The 24,955-nt window shown below is 65.0% G+C and carries 25 protein-coding genes; 9 read left to right on the top strand and 16 right to left on the bottom strand.

The window, feature by feature from the left end:
* Positions 1 to 83 precede the first annotated feature (83 nt).
* Positions 84 to 1,712 (bottom strand): fatty-acid--CoA ligase, encoded by a 1,629-nt coding sequence (locus ACE10Z_RS32910; protein WP_375784505.1) that lies wholly within the window; start codon positions 1,710 to 1,712, stop codon positions 84 to 86.
* 76 nt (positions 1,713 to 1,788) lie between these two features.
* Here ACE10Z_RS32910 and ACE10Z_RS32905 point away from each other — a divergent pair, with 76 nt between their 5' ends.
* Positions 1,789 to 2,949, top strand: a complete 1,161-nt coding sequence (locus ACE10Z_RS32905) for an extensin family protein (RefSeq protein WP_375784504.1) — start codon at positions 1,789 to 1,791, stop codon at positions 2,947 to 2,949.
* A 32-nt stretch (positions 2,950 to 2,981) separates the two neighbouring features.
* Here ACE10Z_RS32905 and ACE10Z_RS32900 read toward each other — a convergent pair whose 3' ends face one another.
* Complete coding sequence (locus tag ACE10Z_RS32900; protein ID WP_375784503.1) at positions 2,982 to 3,659, bottom strand: L,D-transpeptidase; 678 nt, start codon at positions 3,657 to 3,659, stop codon at positions 2,982 to 2,984.
* Positions 3,660 to 4,009: 350 nt separating this feature from the next.
* Here ACE10Z_RS32900 and ACE10Z_RS32895 point away from each other — a divergent pair, with 350 nt between their 5' ends.
* Positions 4,010 to 4,987 (top strand): magnesium transporter CorA family protein, encoded by a 978-nt coding sequence (locus tag ACE10Z_RS32895; protein ID WP_375784502.1) that lies wholly within the window; start codon positions 4,010 to 4,012, stop codon positions 4,985 to 4,987.
* A gap of 131 nt (positions 4,988 to 5,118) precedes the next feature.
* Positions 5,119 to 5,340, top strand: a complete 222-nt coding sequence (locus ACE10Z_RS32890) for a hypothetical protein (protein ID WP_375784501.1) — start codon at positions 5,119 to 5,121, stop codon at positions 5,338 to 5,340.
* A 143-nt stretch (positions 5,341 to 5,483) separates the two neighbouring features.
* On the opposite strand, the gene ACE10Z_RS32885 is transcribed toward ACE10Z_RS32890, so the two are convergent.
* Together ACE10Z_RS32885 and pdxH are read right to left on the bottom strand one after the other, a co-directional pair.
* Positions 5,484 to 6,236: an SDR family NAD(P)-dependent oxidoreductase gene (locus ACE10Z_RS32885; protein WP_375784500.1), complete on the bottom strand. Its 753-nt coding sequence runs from the start codon at positions 6,234 to 6,236 to the stop codon at positions 5,484 to 5,486.
* 37 nt (positions 6,237 to 6,273) lie between these two features.
* Positions 6,274 to 6,912: a pyridoxamine 5'-phosphate oxidase gene (gene pdxH / locus ACE10Z_RS32880; protein ID WP_375784499.1), complete on the bottom strand. Its 639-nt coding sequence runs from the start codon at positions 6,910 to 6,912 to the stop codon at positions 6,274 to 6,276.
* A gap of 108 nt (positions 6,913 to 7,020) precedes the next feature.
* On the opposite strand from pdxH, the gene ACE10Z_RS32875 reads away from it, so the two are divergent.
* Positions 7,021 to 7,428 (top strand): RT0821/Lpp0805 family surface protein, encoded by a 408-nt coding sequence (locus ACE10Z_RS32875; RefSeq protein ID WP_375784498.1) that lies wholly within the window; start codon positions 7,021 to 7,023, stop codon positions 7,426 to 7,428.
* 125 nt (positions 7,429 to 7,553) lie between these two features.
* Positions 7,554 to 8,519: a DnaJ C-terminal domain-containing protein gene (locus ACE10Z_RS32870; protein WP_375784497.1), complete on the top strand. Its 966-nt coding sequence runs from the start codon at positions 7,554 to 7,556 to the stop codon at positions 8,517 to 8,519.
* 388 nt (positions 8,520 to 8,907) lie between these two features.
* On the opposite strand, the gene ACE10Z_RS32865 is transcribed toward ACE10Z_RS32870, so the two are convergent.
* Complete coding sequence (locus tag ACE10Z_RS32865) at positions 8,908 to 9,672, bottom strand: anti-sigma factor family protein (RefSeq protein WP_375784496.1); 765 nt, start codon at positions 9,670 to 9,672, stop codon at positions 8,908 to 8,910.
* A 67-nt stretch (positions 9,673 to 9,739) separates the two neighbouring features.
* Entirely contained in the window at positions 9,740 to 10,228 is a 489-nt protein-coding gene (locus ACE10Z_RS32860) for a sigma-70 family RNA polymerase sigma factor (RefSeq protein ID WP_375784495.1), read from the bottom strand.
* 174 nt (positions 10,229 to 10,402) lie between these two features.
* On the opposite strand from ACE10Z_RS32860, the gene ACE10Z_RS32855 reads away from it, so the two are divergent.
* From ACE10Z_RS32855 to ACE10Z_RS32845, 3 genes are all read left to right on the top strand, one after another.
* Positions 10,403 to 11,002, top strand: a complete 600-nt coding sequence (locus ACE10Z_RS32855; protein ID WP_375784494.1) for a histidine phosphatase family protein — start codon at positions 10,403 to 10,405, stop codon at positions 11,000 to 11,002.
* A 76-nt stretch (positions 11,003 to 11,078) separates the two neighbouring features.
* Positions 11,079 to 12,167, top strand: a complete 1,089-nt coding sequence (aroC, locus tag ACE10Z_RS32850; protein ID WP_375784493.1) for a chorismate synthase — start codon at positions 11,079 to 11,081, stop codon at positions 12,165 to 12,167.
* Positions 12,168 to 12,217: 50 nt separating this feature from the next.
* Complete coding sequence (locus tag ACE10Z_RS32845) at positions 12,218 to 13,411, top strand: adenylate/guanylate cyclase domain-containing protein (protein ID WP_375784492.1); 1,194 nt, start codon at positions 12,218 to 12,220, stop codon at positions 13,409 to 13,411.
* A gap of 16 nt (positions 13,412 to 13,427) precedes the next feature.
* Here ACE10Z_RS32845 and ACE10Z_RS32840 read toward each other — a convergent pair whose 3' ends face one another.
* Together ACE10Z_RS32840 and clpS are read right to left on the bottom strand one after the other, a co-directional pair.
* Complete coding sequence (locus ACE10Z_RS32840; protein ID WP_375784491.1) at positions 13,428 to 14,189, bottom strand: hypothetical protein; 762 nt, start codon at positions 14,187 to 14,189, stop codon at positions 13,428 to 13,430.
* A gap of 90 nt (positions 14,190 to 14,279) precedes the next feature.
* Positions 14,280 to 14,585, bottom strand: coding sequence for an ATP-dependent Clp protease adapter ClpS (clpS, locus tag ACE10Z_RS32835; protein ID WP_375784490.1), 306 nt, complete (start codon positions 14,583 to 14,585; stop codon positions 14,280 to 14,282).
* A 258-nt stretch (positions 14,586 to 14,843) separates the two neighbouring features.
* Between clpS and ACE10Z_RS32830 the strand changes: the two genes are divergently transcribed.
* Positions 14,844 to 15,692 carry a DUF1194 domain-containing protein gene (locus tag ACE10Z_RS32830; RefSeq protein WP_375784489.1) on the top strand — a complete coding sequence of 283 codons (849 nt, stop codon included), beginning with the start codon at positions 14,844 to 14,846 and terminating at the stop codon, positions 15,690 to 15,692.
* 32 nt (positions 15,693 to 15,724) lie between these two features.
* On the opposite strand, the gene ACE10Z_RS32825 is transcribed toward ACE10Z_RS32830, so the two are convergent.
* The 8 genes from ACE10Z_RS32825 to ACE10Z_RS32790 all read right to left on the bottom strand — a co-directional run bounded on the left by ACE10Z_RS32825 (position 15,725) and on the right by ACE10Z_RS32790 (position 24,879).
* Entirely contained in the window at positions 15,725 to 16,558 is an 834-nt protein-coding gene (locus tag ACE10Z_RS32825; protein WP_375784488.1) for a nucleotidyltransferase domain-containing protein, read from the bottom strand.
* A gap of 53 nt (positions 16,559 to 16,611) precedes the next feature.
* Positions 16,612 to 17,853: a class I SAM-dependent RNA methyltransferase gene (locus ACE10Z_RS32820; protein WP_375784487.1), complete on the bottom strand. Its 1,242-nt coding sequence runs from the start codon at positions 17,851 to 17,853 to the stop codon at positions 16,612 to 16,614.
* Positions 17,846 to 18,619, bottom strand: a complete 774-nt coding sequence (locus ACE10Z_RS32815; protein ID WP_375784486.1) for a TlyA family RNA methyltransferase — start codon at positions 18,617 to 18,619, stop codon at positions 17,846 to 17,848. Before ACE10Z_RS32815 ends, ACE10Z_RS32820 begins: the two co-directional genes overlap by 8 nt.
* A complete protein-coding gene (locus ACE10Z_RS32810; protein ID WP_375784485.1) occupies positions 18,616 to 19,179 on the bottom strand; it encodes a nucleoside 2-deoxyribosyltransferase in 564 nt (187 codons plus the stop codon). Before ACE10Z_RS32810 ends, ACE10Z_RS32815 begins: the two co-directional genes overlap by 4 nt.
* A 138-nt stretch (positions 19,180 to 19,317) precedes the next feature.
* Entirely contained in the window at positions 19,318 to 21,246 is a 1,929-nt protein-coding gene (gene dxs / locus ACE10Z_RS32805; RefSeq protein ID WP_375784484.1) for a 1-deoxy-D-xylulose-5-phosphate synthase, read from the bottom strand.
* Between the two features lie 543 nt (positions 21,247 to 21,789).
* Positions 21,790 to 22,041, bottom strand: coding sequence for an exodeoxyribonuclease VII small subunit (locus ACE10Z_RS32800; RefSeq protein ID WP_028334494.1), 252 nt, complete (start codon positions 22,039 to 22,041; stop codon positions 21,790 to 21,792).
* Positions 22,042 to 22,166: 125 nt separating this feature from the next.
* A complete protein-coding gene (locus tag ACE10Z_RS32795) occupies positions 22,167 to 23,093 on the bottom strand; it encodes a histone deacetylase family protein (protein ID WP_375784483.1) in 927 nt (308 codons plus the stop codon).
* 115 nt (positions 23,094 to 23,208) lie between these two features.
* Entirely contained in the window at positions 23,209 to 24,879 is a 1,671-nt protein-coding gene (locus ACE10Z_RS32790; RefSeq protein WP_375784482.1) for a bifunctional metallophosphatase/5'-nucleotidase, read from the bottom strand.
* Positions 24,880 to 24,955 lie beyond the last annotated feature (76 nt).

Below are 24,955 nucleotides of genomic sequence, written 5' to 3'. Positions count from 1 at the left end.
CGAAATCCGGGGCAGGTCTTTCCGTCGAACGCCAAACCCGGATTGCGCTTCGCTCCATCCGGGCTACGGTTTCTCGCGTTGCCCTACGCCGCGGCGGTTGGGAAGGTGTAGTCCTTGAACTGGTCGCGCAGCGCGGTCTTCAGGATCTTGCCGGTCGCGGTGTGGGGAATGCCTTCGACGAAGGCGACGTCGTCGGGCATCCACCATTTCGCGATCTTGCCGTCCATGAATTTCAGGATGTCCTCGCGCGTAGCGTTTTCGCCCTGTTTGAGCTGCACGATCAGGAGCGGCCGCTCATCCCATTTGGGGTGATGGACGCCAATCACGGCGGCTTCCGCGACCGCCGGGTGGCCGACCGCGAGGTTCTCGAGATCAATCGAGGAGATCCATTCGCCGCCGGACTTGATCACGTCCTTGGAGCGGTCGGTGATCCGCATGTAGCCGTGCTCGTCCATCGTCGAGACGTCGCCGGTGTCGAAAAAGCCGGCATCGTCGAGGATGTTGCTGTCGACCCGGAAGTAGGCTTTCGCGATCGCGGGGCCGGAGACCTTGAGACGGCCGAAGGTCTTGCCGTCCCACGGCAGCTCCTTGCCGGCATCGTCGGTGATCTTCATCTCGACGCCGAACGGCGGGTAGCCCTGGGTCTGCAGGATATCGAGCCGCTCCTCGCCGGTGCGTTCGGTGAACGGCGGCTTCAGCGTGGCCAGCGTGCCGAGCGGGCTCATCTCGGTCATGCCCCAAGCATGGCGCACCTGGCTGCCCATGTCGAGGAACGCCTTGATCATCGAGCGCGGCATCGCCGAGCCGCCGCAGATCACCATCTGCAGGTCCGGCAGCTTGACGTTGTTGGCGGCCATGTATTGCAGCAGCATCAGCCACACTGTCGGGACACCCGCGGTATGGGTGACCTTCTCGGTCGACAGCAGCTCGTACACCGAGGCGCCGTCGAGCTTGGGGCCCGGCATCACGAGCTTGGTGCCCATCGACGGCGCGGAGAAGGCGATGCCCCAGCTGTTGGCATGGAACAAGGGCACCACCGGAAGCATTGTGTCCGACGCGGAGGTGCCGAGCGCGTCCTTCGAGTTGGCCATCAGCGCGTGCAACACGTTGGACCGGTGCGAATAGAGGACACCCTTGGGATCGCCTGTCGTGCCGGAGGTGTAGCACATCGCTGCGGCGGTGTTCTCGTCGAAGGTCTTCCATTCGAACTTGCCGTCGGATGCCGCGATCCAGTCCTCATAGGCGACCGCGTTCTTCAGCGTGGTCTGCGGCATGTGCGCCTTGTCGGTCAGCACCACGTAGCGCTCGACGCTCGGCAGCTGGCTGGCGATCTTCTCCAGCACCGGAACGAAGGTGAGGTCGGTGATGACGATGCGGTCCTGGGCGTGGTTGACGATCCAGGCGATCTGTTCCGGAAACAGTCGTGGATTGACCGTATGGCAGATCGCGCCGATCCCCATGATGCCGTACCACACCTCGAGGTGGCGCCAGGTGTTCCAAGCGATGGTGGCGATGCGATCGCCGAGCTCGATGCCGTCGCGTTCCAGGCTCTGCGAGACCTTCAGCGCGCGGGCATGGATTTGGGCGTAGTTGGTGCGATGAATGGGGCCTTCGACCGACCGGGTCACGACTTCCCGCGTGCCGTGATATTTGGCGGCGTGCTCAATAATCTTGTGACACAGCAAGGGCCAATCTTGCATCAAGCCAAGCATACGCAAATCCCTCCTCGATCCTCACGCATGATCCGCCGGCATCTTGGGCGGCCGACAGTAAAATCATGGAACTGACATGAACTGTAGCGCGGAGAAAGCAAGCCGAAAATGGCCTGATGGCGCGTTTCGTCGCGGGGGCGCGGCAATGGTTACCGCTGCCGCCGCGCTGCTTTGCCTTGGCATGCAAGCAGGGTCCGCGCAGGCCGCCCGCGGCGCGCCCGGCTTTCCCTGGGACGATTTGTTCGGTGTCCGGCCGCAGAGGGCGCACAAGGCGGTCCGGCGCTCAGCAGTGCCGCTGCCGAAGCCGCGCCCCGCCGAGGCGCCGCCAGCAACCGGGGCGCCTGCGGCCGCCCGGCCCGAGCCGCCCGCGGCACCGCCTTCGGCCGCGCCTGCTGAGGCTGCCAAGCCCGGCGAGACCGCCAAGCCAACCGAGCCGCCCAGGCCGCAGCTTTCGGCCTGCCGGCAGGCACTCACCGAGGAGATCGCGATCGCGCCGAGCATTCCGGATATCCACGGCGCCGGCGGCTGTGGCGGCGAGGATCTGGTGCGGCTCGAGGCCATCGTGCTGCCGGACAAGCGCAAGGTCGCGGTCAAGCCCGCGGCGATCCTCCGCTGCAAGATGGCAAGTGCGGTCGCTGACTGGGTGCGCACCGATGTTGCGCCGCTGGCGCAGAGCCTCGGGGGCGGGATCAGCAATCTCGACAATTTCGACTCGTTCGAATGCCGTGGCCGCAATCGCGTCGTCGGCGCACAGCTCTCCGAACATGGCCGCGCCAATGCGCTCGACGTGCGCGCCTTCGGCCTCGCTAATGGCAAGTCGATCTCGCTGACCGACCGCAGCGTGCCGCGCGATCTGCGCGAGACCATGCTGCATTCGGTCTGCGGCCGCTTCTCCACCGTGCTCGGCCCGGGCTCGGACTGGTACCACGAGGACCACATCCATCTCGATCTGAGCGAGCGCCGCAACAACTACCGGATCTGCCAGTGGAACGTTTACGATCCGCTGCCGCATGTCGCGCCGCTGTTGCCGGCCGAACGCCCTGAAGAGGCGCCACCGCGCGAGGTCGCGGCGAAATCCGATGGGAGCAAGACGGACGCCCCCAAGGTTGACCGCGGCAAGGTTGATGGCGACGGCAAGCAGGATGCGACGAAATCAGACGATGCGGCTGCGCCCGACGCCGCGGCCGAGACCAAGCCGCAGCCAACAAAAAAGCGCCGGCAAAGCCGGCGCCTTTGATCGCGATAGCGATGTGATCAGTCGTGACCTGATCAGTAGGGGACGTTGCCGCCGCCCTGCAGCGCCATCTGCGGCTTGTAGGGCGAGTCGCCGTGCTTCGGCTCCAGCACCACAACGATGGTGCCGAGCTTGACGCGGTTGTAGAGGTCGATGACGTCCTCGTTGGTCATGCGGATGCAGCCCGAGGAGATCGACGAGCCGATGTATTCCGGCTGGTTGGTGCCGTGGATGCGGAACAGCGTGTCCTTGCCGCCCGAGTAGAGATACATCGCGCGCGAGCCCATCGGATTGTCCGGGCCAGGTGCCACGAAGGTCGGAACACCGAGGCGCGAGATTTCGCCCGGGGTGGGATGCCAGGCCGGCCATTCGGTCATGCTGCCGACCTTGGCAATGCCCGACCAGGCCATGGCTTCTTCGCCGACTGTGATGCCGTAGCGGATCGCCTTGCCGTCGTTCAGCACGTAGTAGAGGTAATGGTTGTCGGAATCGACCACGATCGAGCCGGCGGCTTCCTTGCGGTGATACTCGACGATGGCGCGGCGGAACGGTTCGGCCACCGGCGTCTTGACGTAGGTGGTCTTGGCCAGCAGTTCCTTGTCACGCGGCTTGAAGGCGGCGGTGTTGGTTGCCTCATAGGTCGTGGCCTGCATGCAGCCCGACAACATCAGGCCCGCGGCCAAGATCCCAAAGGTAACTTTGAACGACGACATGATTACATTCCAATCGAAAATCCGCGTCTCAAAGCGCCACGATTACGCCCCAAACGCCACGATTCCATGAAGGGCAGTATTGCTGAAACGTGCCTTTTTTCCCAGAGTTTAGATGCCTTTCCCGCATCGCGAGACGTCGTCTGTGGCTTTTTTGCCGCAAGTCTTCTGGTGTGGGGCCAGTTTTTGTGCAAACAGGCAACGGTTGTCCAATCGAAGCCGCTTCAACGTCACATTCACCGCCGCCTGGCCGCCACAAAGGTGGATGTCCGGTTAATCGCCCGGTCATGAAGCGCCAGCCAGAATCGCGCTAAGTCGACGGGTCCTGCCAGCCTTGTTTCGTGGAGTTCGTGATGCTGTCGGTGTTCGTTCCCTCCGATTTCTCCCTCAAGAAGGCCGCCGTCACCGAACTCGGCGCGCTGCCGGAGGGCGCGGTCTGGGTCGACCTGGTGAACCCGACCGTCGAAGAGGACCGGGCGGTCGAGAAGCTCGCAGGGATCGCGGTTCCGACCCGGGAAGACATGCAGGAGATCGAGATCTCCAGCCGGCTCTATATCGAGAACAGCGCGCGCTACATGACCGCGACGCTGATGTGCCAGTCTGACACGGACATGCCGCGCACCACGGCGGTCACCTTCATCCTGACCGGCCATCGGCTGGTCACGGTGCGCTACGACCTGCCCAAGCCGTTCGCGCTGGTCGAGAACAAGCTGGCCCGGGCCTGTGCCCCCAGCATCACCGGCGAGCAGGTGCTGATGGAACTGCTGGATGCGGTGATCGACCGCTGCGCCGACATTCTGGAGCGCTGCGGGGCCGACATCGACCAGGTCTCCCACGACATCTTCGAGCCGGAGAGCGCGCGCCACGGCCACGCCAAGCAATATTCGCAGATCCTGATCGCGATCGGCCGCAAGGGCGACCTGACCTCCAAGGTCCGCGAAAGCCTGGTCTCGATCGGCCGCCTCGTCACGTTCCTTTCGGCGATCGTGGAAGGCGTGAAATGGTCCAAGGACATGCGCGAGCAGCTCAAGACCATGCAGCGTGACGTGGCCTCACTGACCGACCACGCTTCCTATCTCTCCAACAAGATCACCTTCGTGCTCGACGCCATGCTCGGCGTGGTCAATCTGGAACAGAACAACATCATCAAGCTGTTCTCGGTGATGGCGGTGGTGCTGATGCCGCCGACGCTGATTGCCTCGGTCTACGGCATGAATTTCAAGATCATGCCGGAACTCGAATGGGCGCACGGCTATCCGTATGCACTGGTGCTGATGCTGATCGCGGCGATCGTGCCGTACTGGATCTTCAAGTGGAAAAAGTGGCTGTAGCACTGGTTCCAAACGTCGCGTTTTGGGACGCGTTTTCTGCCTTATTTCCTCTGCTAAAATTTGAGTGTTGCGCTGAACGTTTGGGCGAAACTTGTCTGCGATAACGCCTGCCTCGAAGCCGGAGGACAGCAATGGTTGAGAAGATCATAACGCCACGGCGTAACGTCATCGACTTTGCGCGCTATCAACACGACCGCGCAGCAGGCAAGGTGCAGGCGATCTCGCCGAGACTTTGCCGTTACTGTGGCGCTGCGTTGCTTGATGGCGAGGACGAAGACGAATGCTCCAGCGCGTTGAATGACGTCGCGCTGCAGCCGCTTGAGAAGAAGTCTCGCCGGTTTTATGCGGACTAGAGGCTGAGGCCTTTTGGAGGCAGAAGCCTCGTCTGCGTCGTTACGCCTGCAATCGAAGCAATCCTAGCGTGACGGCCGCGGCGGCGGCCGGGATCGCCTCGTATCTCTCTCTTCCTTCCCCGAAACGACAACTCATCCAAAGCTCAGACGTGCTGGCCACCGTTGATGTGGATCTCGGCGCCGTTGACGTAGGAGCTGGTTTCCGTGCACAGCACGTAGATGATCTTGGCGACCTCGTCCGGGGTGCCGAGGCGATGCATCGGGATTTGCTGATCGACGATCTTCTCGGTGCCCGGCGACAGGATCGAGGTGTCGATCTCGCCCGGTGCGATCGAATTGACGCGGACGCCGACGCGGCCGAAGTCGGATGCCATTTCTCGCGTCAGCGATGCCAGCGCGGCTTTCGAGGTGGCATAGGCAACGCCGGCGAATGGATGCACGCGCGAGCCGGCGATCGAGGTGACGTTCACCACAGCGCCCCTGGCGTGCTTGAGTTCATCAATTAGTCCACGGGCCAGCATGATGGGCGCGAAGAAATTGACGCGGAACACGTGCAGCCATGTCTCGATATCGGTGTCCATGGTCCCGAGCCGCTCGCCACCCGCACCCTTCGGCGAGATCGCGGCATTGTTGACCAGCGCGTGCAACTCGTCGTTCACCAAGCGTTTGCGGATCTCGCTGATCGCGCGAACCGTGTCGTCATGATCGCCGAAATCGACCTCGATGTGATCTTCCGGTCCGGCGCCCCAGGGGCAGACCTCAGGAAATGCATGGCGCGAGCAGGTGATGACGCGCCAGCCGGCGGAAGCAAACCGGATCGCGGTGGCGTGACCGATGCCGCGGCTGGCACCGGTGAGAAGCAGGGTACGGCGCGGCGCGTTGGAAGGTGGGGACATGGTGTCTTTCAGGTTGGCGTCTTTTAAGCTGTCGTTGTCACGGATAGAGCCGCACCTTCGACCATGCGCTGCCGCCATCGCGGCGGAATTCGATGCGGTCGTGCAGGCGGTACGGGCGGTCGTGCCAGAACTCGAAGCGCTGTGGCGTGATCCGCCAGCCGCTCCAGCCCGGCGGACGCGGCACCTCGCCGATGACGTATTTCGCGCCGGCCTTGGCGATCGCCTGCTCGAAGGCGAAGCGGCTCTCCAGCGGCTGCGATTGCTTGCTGGCCCAGGCGCCGATCTGCGCCTGCTTCGGGCGGGTGGCGAAATAGGCGTCGGCCTCGGCGTCCGTCACCGGCGTCACCGCCCCTCGGATGCGCACCTGGCGGCGCAGCGATTTCCAGTGAAACAGTAAAGCGGCCTTAGGGTTTGCGGCCAATTCGCGGCCCTTGGCGCTGGCAATGTGGCTGTAGAACACGAAGCCGTCGGCATCGAAGCCCTTCATCAGCACCATCCGCACGTCGGGCAGCCCGTCGGCATCGACAGTTGCAAGTGCCATCGCGTTCGGATCGTTCGGCTCGGACTTGACCGCTTCCGCAAACCATTCGCCGAACAGGGCGAACGGCTCCTCCGCCGCGGTGAAATCACCCGATGTTAACGGTGTCGGGTGTTTGATGGAGGTCGTGTCGGTCATGTCAGGAGTCCCGATTTGCATTCGCCCGCGTCCGAGAGCGCGTTTCTAGCCCTATATAGGGCATGGGGGCGCGTTGGCCTATCGGCGATCCACCCCGCGGGCGCGGTGGTGACCTTGATCCTGATCGGCGTCGGCGCAAGCGGCTGCAGCCTGTCGCGCACCGATGCTTTCGCCAAGATGGACGACAAGGATGTGACGGGCTCGATCAGCCCGACCCGGGTCAGCGCTGTGATGCCGACCGACAGCGATCTCGCCTTCGCCCGCAACGCCGCCTCCGACGTACTGACCAAGGGCGACAAGGATTCCAGCCAGCCCTGGGAAAATCCCCAGACCGGCGCGCGCGGCTCGGTGACGCCGCTGGCCCAGGCCTATTCGGGCGACGACGGCAAGACGTGCCGCGATTTTCTCGCCAGCTATGTCAATGGAGCCACCGAGACTTGGCTGCAGGGCGCCGCTTGCAAGTCTGGACAAGGCCGCTGGCAAATCCATAGCCTGAAGCCTTGGAGCAGGTCCTGAAAGTTCCGGCCGATGCCGGCGCCAAGCTAGTTGCAAAAATGCCACTGAGCCCCCACATGAAGGCAAAGTGGGCCCCGGATGGGTTCCCGGCCAAAACTGATTTTCCCGTGAAGGAGACGTGACGGATGCGCGACCCCTATGAGGTCTTGGGGGTGCAGCGGAGCGCCAGCGCTGCGACGATCAAGAGCGCCTATCGCAAGCTCGCCAAGAAGCATCACCCTGACAACAACAAGAACGACCCGAAGGCGGCCGCCCGCTTTGCGGAGATCAATACGGCCAACGAGATCGTCGGCGACGAGGACAAGCGCAAGCAGTTCGACCGCGGCGAGATCGATGCCGACGGCAAGCCGCGCTTCCAGGGCTTCCCTGGCGGCGGCGCCGGCGGCCGTGCCGGTCCCGGCGGCTTCGAGTACAGTTTCCGCAGCGGCCCCGGCCCTGGCGGCGGCGTGGGCGGTGGCAGCTTCGAGGACATCCTCAACAGCATGTTCGGCAACGCCGCGCGTGGCGGCGGTGGCGCGCGCGGAGGGCGGGGCAGCCCGTTTGAATTCGAAGGCGGCGGGGTCGGCGTCGACCTCGATCTTTCGGTCGCCATGACGGTGTCGCTGGAGGAAGCGGCTGGGGGCGGCGACAAGCGCGTCCGCCTGCCGACCGGCCGTGAGCTCAACGTCAAGATTCCGCCCGGCGTCACCGCAGGCCAGCAGATCCGGCTGAAGGGGCAGGGCGACACCGCGCAAGGCCACCCGCCCGGCGACCTCCTGATCACGATCTCGATCGCGCCGCATCCGTTCTTCAAGGTCGACGGCAACGATCTCCGGATCGATCTGCCTGTGACCCTCTACGAGGCGGTGCTGGGCGGCAAGGTCCGCGTGCCGACGCTCGGCAGCGCGGTCGAACTGTCGATCCCGAAGAACACCTCCAGCGGCCGTACCTTCCGCCTCAAGGGCAAGGGGCTGTCGAAGGCGGGCGCTGTCGGCGACCTCTACGTCACGACCCGCATCATCCTTCCCGACGGGAACGATGCCGAGCTTGAGGCATTGATGCAGACGTGGCGGGAGCGAAATCCCTACAATCCGCGCAGCGATCTCGGCTGACCGCCGGGAGCGCGCTCCAAAAGACGCAAGAGACGCGAAACTGCACTACCCCGGACTCTATCGGGGTAGACGCAGTCGTTGTGAGGGCGTCAAAGGATGACCGGCCGTCCGAAGTCTCAATCTGCGGCGTGCAGATCGGACACGGAAAAAGAGTGCGGCCTCGAGAGGGGGACCAGCGCGGTACACAAAACCCCAATCGAGGCCGCGTGCGCCGATCGGCGGATCGGGCGCAGATCATCTTCGCGTGAGCATCCGGTACGACAATGAGACGCGTCCATGACGCGAATCGAAATTTTCAATGTCGGAATTGGGACGCTGAGTGAGGCTGGATTCACTTACTCGAAACGGCACAATGTCCGCGGCTGGTCTCCCGTAAATTTACGGGAGATCAGCCGCCGTTCTTCTCCATCTGGTCGTAGACGGCCTGCGCGACCTGGGTCAGGCGCGTGCGGTCGGTGCCGCCGCTGACGACATAGGCGACGCCACGATCGGCCCAGAACAGCGCGCCGTCGCTGCCCTGCACGGCATAGCGCATCTGGGTCGCCTCGGTTTTCGCCTTGGCGGTGTAGACCGTGAAGCGCTCGCCGGACGTGCTCTCATACATCAGGAACGACGCCGGCCCGCTCGGCCCCGGCAGCAGGCGGCCGCCGACCAGCTTCAGCCCGGTGAGGTCGGGCGCGCGGACGTCCCAGCCGCAGCGCTTGGTCAGCCATTGCTGCAGATGGTCGCGCTCGCTGCCGGGCACCTCGACCGGATGGCGGACCTCGACCACGTAGAGCCGGTGCGCATCCAGCGCATCGAGCGTGAAGCTCTGGAAGGTCGACGGCGTCGCCGAGGCGCCGCGCGCGATCCAGCCGACGCCGCCGCCGGCGATGAAGGCCATCAGCGTCGCCGCCACCGCGCCATAGACCCAGCGGCGCGGCTGGCGCACCAGCCGCTCGAGCTCGAGCCGCTTCGGCACCGCCTCGTCCAGCACCGTGTCGTAGCGCGCATGCAGCGTCTCGGCCATCGCGCGCCATGACTGCACCCGCGCCGCATCGTCGGGATGCGCAGCAAGCCACGCCTCGACATCGCCGCGGCGTTCGGCCGGCAGCTCGTTGTCGACGTAGGCGTGCAGCTCGTCTTCGGTGACGGGGATGTTCGGGTCGGTCATATCAATCGTCTCTGCCAAATCTTGTTCGAAAAACGTTCATCCATAACGCCTGTCATCGCGCACATTATCATTTCACCCGCCTCAGCGTTGGGCGCTGGCCCTCGATCGAGGCCCGCACATGGGCGCGCGCGCGGGCGAGGCGGGACATCACCGTGCCGATCGGTACGCCCTGGATGTCGGCGACCTCCCGGTAGCTCATGCCCTCCAGCATTACGAGCAGCAGCACCGAGCGTTGCTCCTCGACCAGCGTCGACAGCGCGCGCTCGATGTCGCGTCCCTCGGCCTCGGTGCCGCTGGCGTCGGCATTGTTGTCGAGCAGCGGCATGAAGGCCGGCCGCCGCGCCAGCGAGCGCCTTCGGTTCTTGTTCAGATTGGTCAGGATCGTGTAGAGCCAGCTCCTGACGTCGCCGCCGAGAAACAGCCGCTCCGAGCGCAGCGCGCGCACCAGCGTGTCCTGCACCAAATCATCGGCGATATCCGAGTCACGCACCAGCGCGCGCGCATAGCGGCGGAGCGCTGGAATCATGGCTTCGACACTTTGACGAAACGCGCTCATGCATCCCAGTCTTCGATGGTCTCGGCGATAGCCGCCTTGCTCAACATAACACCCTAACGGCGTGGCTATTCCGGTCGTGCCGACCTGCGCGCATAGCGCCTCGGCTGCGGCCGATTTGGGCTTGTCGCCGGCCAAACTGCTGGTGTACCTCCGGGCCGGAAAAGTTCGAAGTGAATGCCGGTGCCAACGATCTACTACATCCGCCACGGCGAGACCTCATGGAATGCCGAAGGCCGGCTTCAGGGCGTGCAGGATATCGCTCTCAACGAGCGCGGCCGCGCCCAGGCGGCACATGCCGGCCGCATCCTCGCCGATCTCCTGGCGCGCGACGGCCGTGACAAGACGACGCTGCCGTTCGTCGCAAGTCCGCTGCTCCGGGCGCGCGCGACCATGGAGCTGGTGCGCACCGAGCTTGCCCTGCCGCCGGGCGACTATGCCCTCGACGCGCGGCTGCGCGAGATCGGCTACGGGACGTGGGAAGGCTCGACGCTGGCACAGGCGCAGGCCGCCGACCCCGCCGTCTATGCCCGCCGCCTCGCCGAGAAGTGGCAGGTCGCGCCGGAGGGCGGCGAGAGCTATGTCGACGTGCAGGCGCGGATGACCGAGTGGTACCGCTCGGTGATGTCGGACACGGTCGCCGTCGCCCATGGCGGCACGGCGCGGGCGCTGATGGTGGCGCTCGGCTTCGAGACCCCGGCCTCGGCCGCCGACCTCACGATCGAGCAGGGGGCGGTCTACGTGTTCAGCGCGGCGGGCCTGCAGAAGTATAGCTAAGGACGCCCGGTCAGCCACGTCCTTGGGGGTCATGAAACCCGTTTGACGCTGCCGACCCTGCGCGTTACGACACGCCATGTCCTTCAATACTTTCGGCCATATGTTCCGCGTCACGACCTTCGGCGAGAGCCATGGGGTCGCGATCGGCTGCGTGGTGGACGGCTGTCCGCCGATGATCCCTCTGACGGTGGAGGAGATCCAGCACGACCTCGACCGCCGCAGGCCCGGCCAGTCGCGCTTCACCACCCAGCGCCAGGAGCCGGACGCGGTGAAGATCCTGTCCGGTGTGATGGCGCATCCGGAAAGCGGCGTGCAGGTCACGACCGGCACGCCGATCGCGCTGTTGATCGAGAACACCGACCAGCGCTCGAAGGATTATTCCGAGATCAAGGACAAGTTCCGCCCCGGCCATGCCGACTTCACCTATGAGGCGAAATACGGCCTGCGCGACTATCGCGGAGGCGGGCGTTCCTCCGCGCGCGAGACCGCGACCCGCGTCGCGGCCGGTGCGATCGCGCGCAAAGTCCTGCCCGAGGTGAAGGTGCGCGGCGCGCTGGTGCAGATGGGCCCGCACAAGATCGACCGCGAGAAGTGGGACTGGGACGAGATCGCCAACAACCCGTTCTTCTGTCCCGACAAGGACAAGGCGGCGTTCTTCGAAAGCTATCTCGACGGCATCAGGAAGAGCGGCTCCTCGATCGGCGCCGTCATCGAGGTCATCGCCGAGGGCGTGCCGGCGGGGCTCGGCGCGCCGATCTACGCAAAACTCGATAGTGATCTGGCTTCGGCGATGATGAGCATCAACGCCGTCAAGGGCGTCGAGATCGGCGCCGGCTTCGGCGCCGCCGAGCTCACCGGCGAGGAGAACGCCGACGAGATGCGGACCGGCAACAACGGAACGCGTTTCCTGTCCAACCATGCCGGCGGTGTGCTCGGCGGCATCTCGACCGGCCAGCCGGTGGTGGTGCGCTTTGCGGTCAAGCCGACCTCCTCGATCCTGACCACGCGCCGGACCGTGGACCGCAAGGGCGCCGATACCGACATCCTGACCAAGGGCCGCCACGACCCCTGCGTCGGCATCCGCGCGGTGCCGGTGGGGGAGGCCATGATGGCCTGCGTGCTGGCCGACCATTTTCTGCGCGACCGCGGGCAGACCGGGCGCTGATCCCCTATATACTGGTGGTCACCGGATCGGGTGCTCGCCTGGGGAATGCCATGAACGCGTCGGAGCTTCGGGACATCATCGAATGGATGATCGGCGGCGCGCGATCGGCGCCGACCCCGCCGCAGATGATGGCGGAATGCTGCGAACGCCTGGTGCGGGCCGGGCTGCCGCTGTGGCGCGTCGGCGTCTTCGTGCGCACGCTGCATCCCGAGATCTACGGCCGTCATTTCTTCTGGAAGCCGGGCGCCGAAGTCGAAACCGGCAGCGTCGACCACAACATTCTGGATGCCCCCGAATTTGCCGTCAGCCCGCTGTCGATCGTCTTCAAACAGGGGGTTGAAGTGCGTGCGCGGCTCGACGACCCCGCCAGCATGCGCTTTCCAATCGTCGTGGATCTACAGGCGGAAGGCGTCACCGACTATATCGCGGTGCCGCTGATCTATACCGACGGCTTCGCCAATGCCTCGAGCTGGACCACCAGGCAGCCGGGCGGCTTCACCGACGAGCAGCTCGATGCGATCCGGTCGATCACGGTGCCGCTGGCGCGCTACATCGAGATCGTGACGCTGCGCCGCACGGCGACACTATTGCTCGACACCTATGTCGGCAACCGCGCCGGTGAGCGCATCCTGGGCGGCCAGATCAGGCGCGGTAGCGCCGACACCATGGATGCGGCTATCTGGCTGTCGGACCTGCGCGGCTTCACTGCGCTGTCGGACCGCTTGCCGGCCGAGACCGTCGTGGAGATCCTCAACCTCTACTTCGATTGCCAGGTCACCGCGATCCGCGACCATGGCGGCGAGGTGCTGAAATTCATGGGCGACGGTCTGCTCGCGGTGTTCCCGGTCGACGAATATCTCGGCGACGAGGCGCAGGTGTGCTCGCGGGTGCTGGAGGCCGCGCGCGAATCCCGCGCCGGGGTCGAGGCGCTGCAATTCCCCAATGGCGACGCCGTCGAGCGCTTCCGCTTCGGCGTCGCGCTGCATCTCGGGCGCGTGCTCTACGGCAATATCGGCGGCGGCAACCGGCTCGACTTCACCTGCATCGGTCCGGCGGTCAATCTCGCAGCGCGGCTGGAGAAGATCGCCGGTCGTCTCGGCCGTACCGTCGTGGCCTCCGAGCGCTTCGCCGGCATTCACGACGGCGGCTGGAGCGATCTCGGCGAGTTTCCGATCGCGGGATTTGCCAAGGCCGAACGGGTCTACGGCCTGTTCGACGAGGCGCCGATTGCTGCTGCTGGCTAGCGGCGGCGCAACGTGGCTAGCCGCGCGCGTAAGACTGCTTCAGGCCGAAGGTCAGAACCGACAATGTGATCCACAGCCGCAGCATCGCGAAGCCGAAAATGAAGATGACGTAGACCAGGCTCTTGAAGGGCTGGCTCGCCGTTGAGGTCTGCCAGAACTGCCAGATGGCAGTGCGAACAAGCTCTTGCCCGTAGCCGAGCGCAACGTTGATCGCGCCAAGTACAAGCACCGCGGCCGCAAGCCAGAGCCCGTGCCGCCCAAGCTGCTTGACAGCGGCAAACAGCGCAACGCGACCGGCATTACCTTCCGCATTGACGATGATCAGAAGCACCAGCGCCGCGATCGCCGCGCTCCAGAACCGGCCGAGATGGGTACCCTGATCGAACGCCATGCCGTCGAGGCCCCACATCAGGTGCGGTGCAAACGACGTGAAGCCGATCGCGGCGGTCCCGAGTGTCGCCACGATCATCACGAGTGCGATCCGCCACAGGATCGACAGGGACAGTCCGGTCTGCTCGGCCAACGTCAATTCGCCGAGCGATGATCGGCCTCCGGCGGCCTGGATCGAGTCCCGCGCCGTCGCGAAGAAGGCGAGCAGCACGCAAACGTCGGCCAGCACCAGCGCGGGCAGCATCAGGCCGACGTTGCCGTAACCGACGATCCGCAGCGCCGTCGCCATGATGAGCCAGGGCAGGGCTGGCAAGGGGCGAAATGGCCCGAACGAGGTTTCCGGGCGAGTCTTCCGCAGTGAAAGTTGGTGGCGCAGCGCGACGGTCATGCCGCGTTCGTGCCATGCGATACCTAAAGCGGCAGTGGCCGCGATCGATAAAATTAGCGGCAAGGCCTGCGGCAATCTGGCGCTGGCGCGCTACTCCTCCGGCTCGGTGGTGAACAGCAGCGGATAGCCCTTGGCGCGGCCGGCGTCGGTGGCACGCGTCGCCTTGGTCTCGGCGACATCCCTGGTGAAGACCGCGACCACGCAGACGCCGCGCTGATGCGCGGTCAGCATCACCTTGTAGGCCTGGTCGTCGGTCATGCGGAATTCACCCTTCAGCACGGTGACGACGAATTCGCGCGGCGTGTAGTCGTCGTTGACCAGGATCACCTTGTGCAGGCGTGGCCGCTCGACCTGGGTCTTGGTGCTGGTTTTCGGTTTGACGACGGTATCGGGCATCGCACTCCCTCGCGATTGCTCCGTAAGAATACCGTCTTCCGGCACATGTTGGAACCGTTCGATTTGCACGGCGTCATTGCGGCAACGGCACGGCGCGTGTTGCCGCATTCGCGGCAAGCGATGTCCAACCTGCAAGCGTCCAACTTGCAGGCGTCTAACTTGCAGGCGTCTAACTTGAATGTGAAGGACAGATGATATCTGCGCTTTTCGGCGCCTGATTTGCGTGTCACGATGAGAGGACACGACGGGAGGGCCGCAATGCGCTGGTATGTCTCGATCGGAGCGGTGCTTGTCGCGGGCATGTTGGCCAGCGGCGATGTGGCCGGTGTTGCCGCGCCCGGCCCGGGAACACAGACAGGCCGGCTGGCCGAAAAGGAATCCACGCCGAGCGTCGACATCGAGTTGATCATCGCGGTCGACGTCTCCTATTCGATGGACATGGACGAGCTTGCGATCCAACGCGAGGGCTATGCGCAGGCGATCGTTTCCAAGGAATTCCTGCAGGCGCTGAAGGCCGGCCCCAACGGCAAGATCTCGGTCACCTATTTCGAATGGGCCGCCTCCAACGACCAGAAGGTCATCATTCCCTGGCGGGTGATCGACGGCCCCGAATCCGCCGATGCGGTCTCCGCCGAGATCATGAAGACGCCGGTGCGCCGCGCCTCGCGCACCTCGATCTCGGGCGCGATCTATTTCGCGATCCCGATGTTCGACGAGAATCCGCATCGCGGCCTGCGCCGCGTGATCGATATTTCCGGCGACGGTCCCAACAACAACGGCACGCCGATCACGCCCGCGCGCGATGCGGCGCTCGACAAGGGCATCGTCATCAACGGCCTGCCGATCATGGTGAAGGAGCCGTCCTACTCGACGATGGATATCGAAAATCTCGACTACTACTACGAGGACTGCGTGATCGGCGGGCCCGGCTCGTTCGTGGTGTCGATCAAGGATCGCGAGAAGTTCAAGGAAGCGATCCGCACCAAGCTGCTGCTCGAGGTCGCCGGCCGCACCCCCGAGCGCCCGATCGTGCGGACCGCCGACAAGGAGCCGCGGGTCAGTTGCACGATCGGCGAGAAGATCTGGCAGGATCGCTGGGGGCGGTAGCGATCGCGCACTACCCGTCCTACGGTTGTTCGCTAACCGACCGTACAAACCGCTCGAATGTCGCTCTCGACTTCGCGGAGCGTCTGCAAAGCGGCCGCATGCTGCCCGGCTCCGATCTGCCGCCACACCTCGGCAACGCGCCCGGCGAGGCCACGAATTGTCACCCGAAAATTTGCCGCCTGCGCCAGCGCGCCCTTTTCGTTGATCAAATACTGTCCGTTCAGTGCAAACAGCACCTGCGCGACACACGCCAGAGCGCGATAGGCGCAGCCGGCGAAATGCGTGCTGTCGCCGCGCGGCAGCGCAAGCTCGGCATTCTCGATCGCGAACAGGATCTCCCATTGAAAGCGCCGCACCAGCGCATCGCGCAGGGCGGGCGGGTAGGGCGCAGTCCTCGCCTTCAATGCCGCGACGAGGCGATCGGGATCATGCAGGACCCGGCACAGCGCCACCTCGCCCATCCAGATCGCCGAGCAGAAGCCGTGCGGATGACCCGGCTGGTAGTGCATGCTGATCTCGCCGTTGCGGCAAGCGTCGATGACATCAGCGACCTGGTCGATGCTGCGGTAGAGCAGGTCGACCTTGTGGCCGCCGATCGCAAGCCAGGCCCCGCCGACGATCCACGGACCCCATTCGCCGACCGGCGTCACATGGTCGGCTGTGGGATCGTCGACCAGTTCCGTCGCCGCCGCTCGCAGTCGATCGATATCCAGCGCGGCGCTGTCCCGGTAGTAGAGGCCGAGATCGGTGTCGGAGGCCCCATGCGCCGTGCCGCGCGCCCGCGAGCCGCCGAGCACGATGGCGGCGACGCCCGGCACGCCGGCAAGGACGGGAATGATGCGCGCGAGCAGCGGATCATGGGACATGCGACCCGGATTATAGCGAGACCGCCGCCTGCTGCGATAGTCGCCGCGATGTTTCAGCGTGCGAAGCGCGCCACCAGCTCGACATGCGCCGTGTGGCGGAACTGATCGACCGGGGTGACGGCTGATATCTTGTAGCCGCCGTCGATCAGGATTTTTGCATCGCGCGCAAACGTCGCGGCGTTGCAGGACACCGCGACGATCGCCGGCACCTTGCTCGCCGCAAGCTGGGTAACCAGCGCCTGCGCGCCTTGTCGGGGCGGATCGAACACGACGGCGTCGTAGTCGCGCAATTCCTGCGGCATCAGCGGGCGGCGGAACAGGTCTCGCACTTCGGCCTTGAGCGGCTTCAGCCCCGGCGTCGATTGCGCAGCCTTTTGCAGTGCCGTGATCGCGCCGGCGTCGCTGTCGAAGGCCGTGACCCGCGCCTTCTCGGCGAGGCGGAGCGCAAACGGGCCGACGCCGCAAAACAGATCGGCGATGTGCTTGGCGCGCCCGCAATGCTCGCGAACCAGCGCGGCAAGGGTCTCCTCGCCCTTGACGGTCGCCTGCAGGAACGAGCCCGGCGGCAGCACGACCTTCACCTTTCCGATCGCAACCTCGGGAGAGCCGCGCTGCAGCACCAGCTCGCCATGCCGGGTCAGCCGCGCCAGCCGGTGTTTCTCCGCGACCCGCGACAGAGTGGTGATCAGGCTGGTCGGCAGCGCGCCGGAGCCGCGCACGTCGATGTCGAGACCATTGAGGGTCGCGGTCACCTGGATGTCGAGCGGCTTGCCGATCGAGATCAGCGGCTCGGCTGTGGCCCAGGCCGCCTCGAGCGCGCCGTCGAGCGCCGGATCGAGGATTGGACAGCGGTCGACCGGGATGATGTCGTGCGAACCGGCCGCGGCGAAGCCGACCTTGAGCACCTCATGGGTCCCCATGCGTCCGTGCAGCGTGATGCGGCGGCGGCCCGCGCCATGGGCGTCGAGCAGCGGCGCGACTTCGGCGGCGATCCTTGCCTGCGCCAGCGTCTCGATCACGATGTTGCGTTTCCAGGCATGGTAGGGCGCGTCATTCCAGTGCTGGATCGCGCAACCGCCGCAGACGCCGAAATGCGGGCAGAACGGCGCGATCCGCTCGGGGCTTTCCTGCATCACCCGCACCAGACGCCGCCGGTCGGGATGATTGCCCGGGACGTCTTCGACCTCGACCGTTTCGCCGGCCAGCGTGGTGGGCACGAAGATCGACTGCGCGCCGTCGATCGCGACGCCGTCGCCGCGATGGCCGACATGGTCGATGGTGAGAAGTTCAGCCACGGCGCGCGCCGAGGAAGAATTCGATATTGCCGTCGCCGCCCGTGATCGATGACGGGAACACCTGAATATCGGTGCAGCCGAGCGAGGCCGCAAAGGCGGCGATATCGTCGCAGATCTCCTGGTGCACCATCGCGTTGCGGATGACGCCGCGCTTGGCGTGTTTGCGCGCCGCCTCGAACTGCGGCTTGATCAGCGCCAACAGATGCATCGGCGCCGCCGCCAGCGACAGCGCCACCGGCAGCACCAGCTTCAGCGAGATGAAGCTGACGTCGATCACGACGATATCGGGCCGCGCCGGCAGGCGTTTGCCCTCGAAATTCCTGATGTCGGTCTCTTCCATGGAGACGATCTTCGGATGCCCCTGCAGCGAGGGATGCAGCTGGCCGTGACCGACATCGATGGCGAACACGAGGCTCGCGCCATTGGCGAGCAGCACTTCGGTGAAGCCGCCGGTCGAGGCGCCGACATCGAGGCAGACATGGCCCTCGACGTCGACCGGATAGTGTTCGAGCGCGCCGGCGAGCTTGACGCCGCCGCGCGAAACATAGGGATGCGCCGGCTCGGCCGTGAGTTCGGCGCCGGGCGCGACGAGTTCGGATGCTTTTGCAATTGGCTTGCCGTCGGCGGTGACGAGGCCGGCGTCGATTGCGGCGCGCGCCCGGGCCCGGCTTTCGAACAGGCCGCGCTCGACCAGCAGCACGTCGATGCGCTTGCCGGCCGATGCGCCGTTGTCGTTGTCGCCTGCCTTGGTCACGTGCTTGGTCATTTGGCGGCCTGCCGGCGCTGCGCGGCGGCGAGCCGCACGCAGGTCTCGAAGGAGGTGAGGTCGTGCCAGAGATCGGCCGCAGGCTCCCTCGGCGTCACCAGCGGACTGCCGTGCAGATCGAGCGCATGCATCATCATCAGATTGTCCGGCAAGCCAAACTCTTCCACCGTCAGCCCCTCCGCGTCGATCAGGCGTCCGTCGGATGCCGGCACAACCTGCTGCAGCCGCGCCACGCGATTGGCGTAGGACGTGGGATCGTTCGAATAGGCGAGGCACAGCTTGCCGCGTCCAGCCATGTAGCCGAGTTCGTAGACGGTGCCTGCGTCGGCACTGGGGCCGCGAAACGGCGTCAAATTGGCGATGACGGCGTCGGCCGTTTCCATCATCGCCTCGTTGCTTTTGAAGATGGTGAGTGAGGCGCCGGCTGTCGTGGGATTGATGTTGTTGTCGAGCGGATAGAGCCCGGTCAGCCCATGATAGGCGCACACCTCCGCCTTGCGGCGGCCGATCTCCACGGCATCCGGCAGGAACACGTCAGGACCTGCCAGATAGATTTTCATGGACTTGCCGGCACCTGGGGCGCCGCCCGAGCAATGCGAGCGTTTTCAAGCGAAGTGGGTACCGGCTTCGCGTGAAGAAAACGCGTCAAAACAAAAATCCAGAACTCCGTTCCGATTCGATCGGAACGGATAAGGGCTCTAGGCGAGCTTGACGGTCTCGGTCTTGTAGTCCTTGCCGAGGGTCTCGAAGACCTTGGCAACGATGCTCTTGGCGTCGAGACCAGCGCGGGCATACATCGCCGCCGGCGAGTCGTGGTCGAGGAACACGTCGGGCAGGATCATCGAGCGGAACTTGAGCATGCCGCTGTCCAGCATGGCGTTGTCGGACAGGAACTGCATGACATGCGAGCCGAAGCCGCCGATCGAGCCTTCCTCGATGGTGATCAGGATCTCGTGCTCGCGGGCGAGCTTCATGATCATCTCCTCGTCGAGCGGCTTCAAGAAGCGCGCGTCGGCGATCGTGGCGGAGAGGCCGTGGGCAGCGAGCTCGTCGGCGGCCTTCTCGCACTCGGCGAGGCGGGTGCCGAACGACAGCAGCGCGACCTGCTTGCCCTCGCGGACAATGCGGCCCTTGCCGACCGGCAGGGGAACGCCGACTTCCGGCATTTCGACGCCGCGGCCTTCGCCGCGCGGATAGCGCAGCGCGCTCGGACGATCGTTGATCGCAACCTGCGTCGCCACCATGTGGACCATTTCCGCCTCGTCGGAGGCGGCCATGATCACCATGTTCGGCAGGCAGCCGAGATAGGCGTTGTCGAACGAACCCGCATGGGTCGCGCCGTCGGCGCCAACCAGGCCGGCGCGGTCGATCGCGAAGCGGACCGGAAGGCTCTGGATCGCGACGTCATGGACCACCTGGTCATAGCCGCGCTGCAGGAAGGTCGAATAGATCGCGCAGAACGGCTTGTAGCCTTCGGTGGCGAGGCCGGCGGCGAACGTCACCGCGTGCTGCTCGGCGATGCCGACGTCGAAGGTGCGGTCCGGGAACGCCTTGTTGAAGATGTCGACGCCGGTGCCCGACGGCATCGCCGCGGTGATGGCGACGATCTTGTCGTCCTTCTGCGCTTCCTTGACGAGGCTCTGGCCGAACACGTTCTGGTAGGCCGGCGCGTTCGGCTTGGCCTTGGCCTGGGTGCCGGTCGCGACGTCGAACTTGACGACGGCGTGGTACTTGTCGGCGGAAGCCTCTGCCGGACCGTAGCCCTTGCCTTTCTGGGTCACGACGTGAACCAGGATCGGTCCGGTCTCCATGTCGCGGACGTTCTTCAGCACCGGCAGGAGATGGTCGAGATTGTGGCCGTCGATCGGGCCGACATAATAGAAGCCGAGCTCCTCGAACAGCGTGCCGCCGTCCATCATGAAGCCGCGGGAATATTCCTCGACGCGGTTCGCGCGGTTGGCGAGGATCTTCGGCAGGCGCTTGTTGATCTGCTTGGCCGCCTCGCGCAGCGAACGGTAGGTCTTGCCGGAATAGAGGCGGGACAGGTAGGCGCTCATCGCGCCGACCGGCGGCGCGATCGACATGTCGTTGTCGTTGAGGATCACGATCAGACGCGAGTTCATCGCGCCGGCGTTGTTCATGGCCTCATAGGCCATGCCCGCCGACATCGCGCCGTCACCGATCACGGAGATAACGTTGTTCTTGCCGCCGGAGAGGTCGCGCGCCACGGCCATGCCGAGGCCGGCCGAGATCGAGGTCGAGGAGTGCGCGGCGCCGAACGGATCGTAGTCGCTCTCGGTGCGCTTGGTGAAGCCGGAGAGGCCGCCGCCGGTGCGCAGGGTGCGGATGCGGTCGCGGCGACCGGTCAGGATCTTGTGCGGGTAGGCCTGGTGGCCGACGTCCCAGATCAGGCGGTCGCGCGGGGTGTCGAAGATGTAGTGGATGGCGGTGGTCAGTTCGACCACGCCGAGGCCGGCGCCGAAATGGCCGCCGGTCACCGACACGGCGTCGATGGTTTCCTGGCGGAGCTCGTCGGCAACCTGCCGCACCTGCTCGACCTTCAGCTTGCGCAGGTCATCCGGCGTGTGAATAGTGTCAAGAAGCGGCGTTTTACTAAATGTGGTCACAGCGAATTTCCAATTTTTGCCTGTCGGAACGAACGGCCCGACGCGAGAAGGGTTGGCGCGCTCACCGCGCAGCGAATGCCAGACACTGGGTGCCGTCCCGGCAGGCCCTGCCTGGTTGTAAGCCTAGATTCACTCCGGATTGGACCACGTGATATGCACCACCTTGGTCGCTCTTCACCCGTCCCGGTTCAGTTTTGTCGAACCATTTGAGGTGCATGCCGCCCGAAAAATTCGGGCCGCCGGCCACCCTCAAATGCCCATAGAACTGGAAGCATTACACCAAAGCCGTAACCAAAGCCAACCCGATAGGCGGCGCAGGGTTCCTATGCGCGGTCTTGAAAAATCTAGACTTTTCAATGCCTGGGGCCAAAGGCGGGTTCCAATTTGGCCATTTTAGCGGCAGCCGGCCGGTCGGGATCGGCCGGATTTGCAGCCGCAGCCGGTCGCCGCGGTCACCCCGCGGCGTGATGGATTGCCGGAAATAGGCAGCAACAATCGCCCGCCGAGGCGGACATCTTGTCGCATGATCGCGGCGTATCGGCGCTACTGCACGTCGAGCGGTTCGGTGCCGGTCGGCTGGCCCGAGGCGTCGGTGGTGATTTTGTCGACGCGGGCTTCCGCCTGGCGCAGCAATTCCTCGCAGCGCCGCTTCAGCGCCTCTCCGCGCTCATAGATCGCGACCGATTCCTCAAGCGGGACCTTGCCGTCCTCGAGCCGCTTGACGATCGATTCGAGTTCCTCGATCGCGCGTTCAAAGGAGAGCTTCTTGACGTCCGCTTGCGTGTTTTCGGCCATTATGTGTTCCCAGTGCGCCAATCAGACCGTGATCGGATCTTGTCGTCCAAACATGACCTGTCGCAGGCCATGCTTGCCCCGGCGCAGAATCAATCGAAATTTTGCGGGGGTATTGTGGCGGGGATTCATCCGCCCATCAATGCGGTGACGTGAGATGCCACCGACTCTTTCAGGCCCTCGAGGTCGTAGCCGCCCTCCAGCACGGAGACGACGCGGCCGCCGGCGCTCTTGTCGGCGAGGTCCATCAGCTTGCGCGTGACCCAGCCGAAATCCTCGCCGGTCAGGTTGATCGAGGCCAGCGGATCGCGGTGATGCGCGTCGAAGCCCGCCGAGATGACGACGAGTTCGGGGGAGAATTTCTCGAGCTGCGGCAGGATCAGGTTCTCGAAGGCGGAGCGGAATTTGGCGCCGCCGTCGCCGGGCGCCAGCGGCGCGTTGACGACGGTGTCGTGCTCGCCGCGTTCGCCGGAAGCGCCGGTGCCGGGGAACAGCGGCATCTGATGCGTCGAGCAGTACATCACGGTCGGATCGGCCCAGAAGATATCCTGCGTGCCGTTGCCGTGATGGACGTCGAAATCGATGATCGCGGCGCGCTTGATGCCGTATTTGCGCTGCGCGTGACGCGCGGCGATCGCGACATTGTCGAAGAAGCAGAAGCCCATCGGCGTCGATTTCTCGGCGTGATGCCCGGGCGGGCGCACCGCGACGAAGGCGTTCTGGTGCTTGCCTTCCATCACCGCATCGGTCGCCGCCACGGCGCCGCCGACGCCGCGCATCACGGCTTCCCAGGTGCCCGGCGACATCGAGGTGTCGCCGTCGATATAGATCATGCCGGAGGTCGGCGCGATGTGGCGCAGCTCACCGACATAGTGCTCGCCATGACAAAGGAGCACGGTGTCGAGGTCGCCTTCCGGCGCAAGGTCGCGCACCAGCGCCTTGAAGCGGTCCTCGCCGAGCACCTCGGCAACCGCGCGCAGCCGGTCGGGGCGTTCGGGATGTCCGGGTGGGGTTAGGTGGTCGAGGCAGGCGGGGTGCGTCAGAAGCAGTGTCATGCAAATTCCCGGCGCAATGGGGGCGCGTGCGAGGAACGTCTAATTTAGGCCGTTACCGGCTCGCCGGAAAGGCCTGTCTCCTGTCTCCGCCCCACGGATGTTCCATGCCCGCACTTCAATTGATCCGCTCGATCCGCTTGCCGGCCGCTGGGCCGACCGGACTGTTGGCCTTGAAATAGGCATAGAGCGCATCGACGTCGTAGATGCCGAATTGCTGCGCCGTTCCTTCCTTGAACACCGTGAAGCCGTCGCCGCCCTCGGCAAGATAATTGTTCACGGTGACGCGATAGCTCGCGGCGGGATCGATCGGCTTGCCGTCGAGCGACATCCGCGCGGCGATGATGCGCGCGCCGTCGCCCTTGCTCGCATCCCACGCATAGGCAAAGCCTTTCGAGACCTGCAGGGCGCGCGGCCGTTTCGGGTCGGCCCATTGCTGCTCCAGCACGTCCTTGAGCTGCTTGCCGGTCAGCGTCATCGTCACGAGCTGGTTGCGGAACGGCTGGCTGGCGAAGATGTCGGCATAGGTGACGGCGCCGTCCTCGCGCTTGACGATGTCGGTGCGCACGCCGCCGGGATTGGTGAAGGCGATCACCGCGCCGCCATTCGGCTCAGCACTGGTCGCGCGCAGCTGCGCGTCGGCGACGATATCGCCGAGCGGGCTTTCGCCGGTCTCAGTGGGCGTGCGCGACAGCGTTTCCGTGACCGAGCCGGCCGCGCGGTTGGCGATCGGCGCGGCGAGGCGGTCGTAGGATTCGAGCAGTGCGCTCTGCTCCGGGTCCTTGGCGGTGCCGCCGATCTTCACGATGGTGTTGTCGGCGTTGGCGCTGATCACGTCATGGCTGTTCGGATCGAGCTGAAGATCGATCGCGGTGACCAGGGTGCCGTATTTGTCGCCTGAGGTGACGAGCCGTCCGTCGATCTCGCAGACATAGGCCTGGTGGGTATGGCCGGAGATCACGACGTCGACCGCGTGATCGAACTTCTTGACGATATCGACGATCGGCCCCGAGATGCCAGGGCATTCATTATAGTCGCCGGTTGGAAAGCCGCCTTCGTGGATCAGGACCACGATCGCCGCGACGCCCTTCGCCTTCAGCTCGGGGACCAGCGCATTGACGGTCTCGGCTTCGTCGCGGAATTCGAGGCTGGCGACGCCGGCCGGCGACACCAGGTTCGGGGTGTTCTTCAGTGTCAGCCCGATGAAGGCCACCGGAATGCCGTCGAATTCCTTGATTTCGTAGGGCGGAAACACCGGCTTGCCGGAGGCCTTGTCGATCGTGGAGGCGGCGAGATAGCGGAATTTGGCTCCCAGGAAGGGATGCGGCCCCTGGCATTTGTCGACCGGGTGGCAGCCGCCATTCTGCATCCGCAGGAGCTCGTCCTTGCCCTCGTCGAACTCGTGGTTGCCGACCGACGAGATCGCAAGCCCCATCATCGAGAGCGACTCGATGGTCGGCTCGTCGTGGAACATCGCCGACAAGAACGGGCTGGCGCCGATCAGGTCGCCGGCCGCGACGAAGATGTTGTTCTTGTGGCCTTCACGCAGCTGCTTGACGACGGTTGCCAATCGCTCGGCACCGCCGGCGGGCACCATGATCTTCTTGGTCGCATCAGCGGGATCGGTGATGCGGATGCCGCCCGGCGGCGGCCGCAGATAGCCGTGGAAATCGTTGATCGCGAGAATGCGCAGGCTCACCGGCGCGGCGGTCTGCGCCAGGCAGGGGCCTGCTGCGGCCAGTCCGAGTGCGCAGAGCGCGGCGAGGGGCGTAAGGCGGGGCTGTCTCATGACCTGTCCATGGCGTGCATGATCATGGAACACACGATCATGGCGCGACGCCACTACAATTTTGCGACGCTTCGTT

The sequence above is a fragment of the Bradyrhizobium sp. Pha-3 genome, assembly GCF_042258615.1.
Lineage (GTDB): Bacteria > Pseudomonadota > Alphaproteobacteria > Rhizobiales > Xanthobacteraceae > Bradyrhizobium.
Note: the sequence above shows the minus strand (reverse complement) of the source record. Positions and strands in the feature narration are given on the sequence as shown.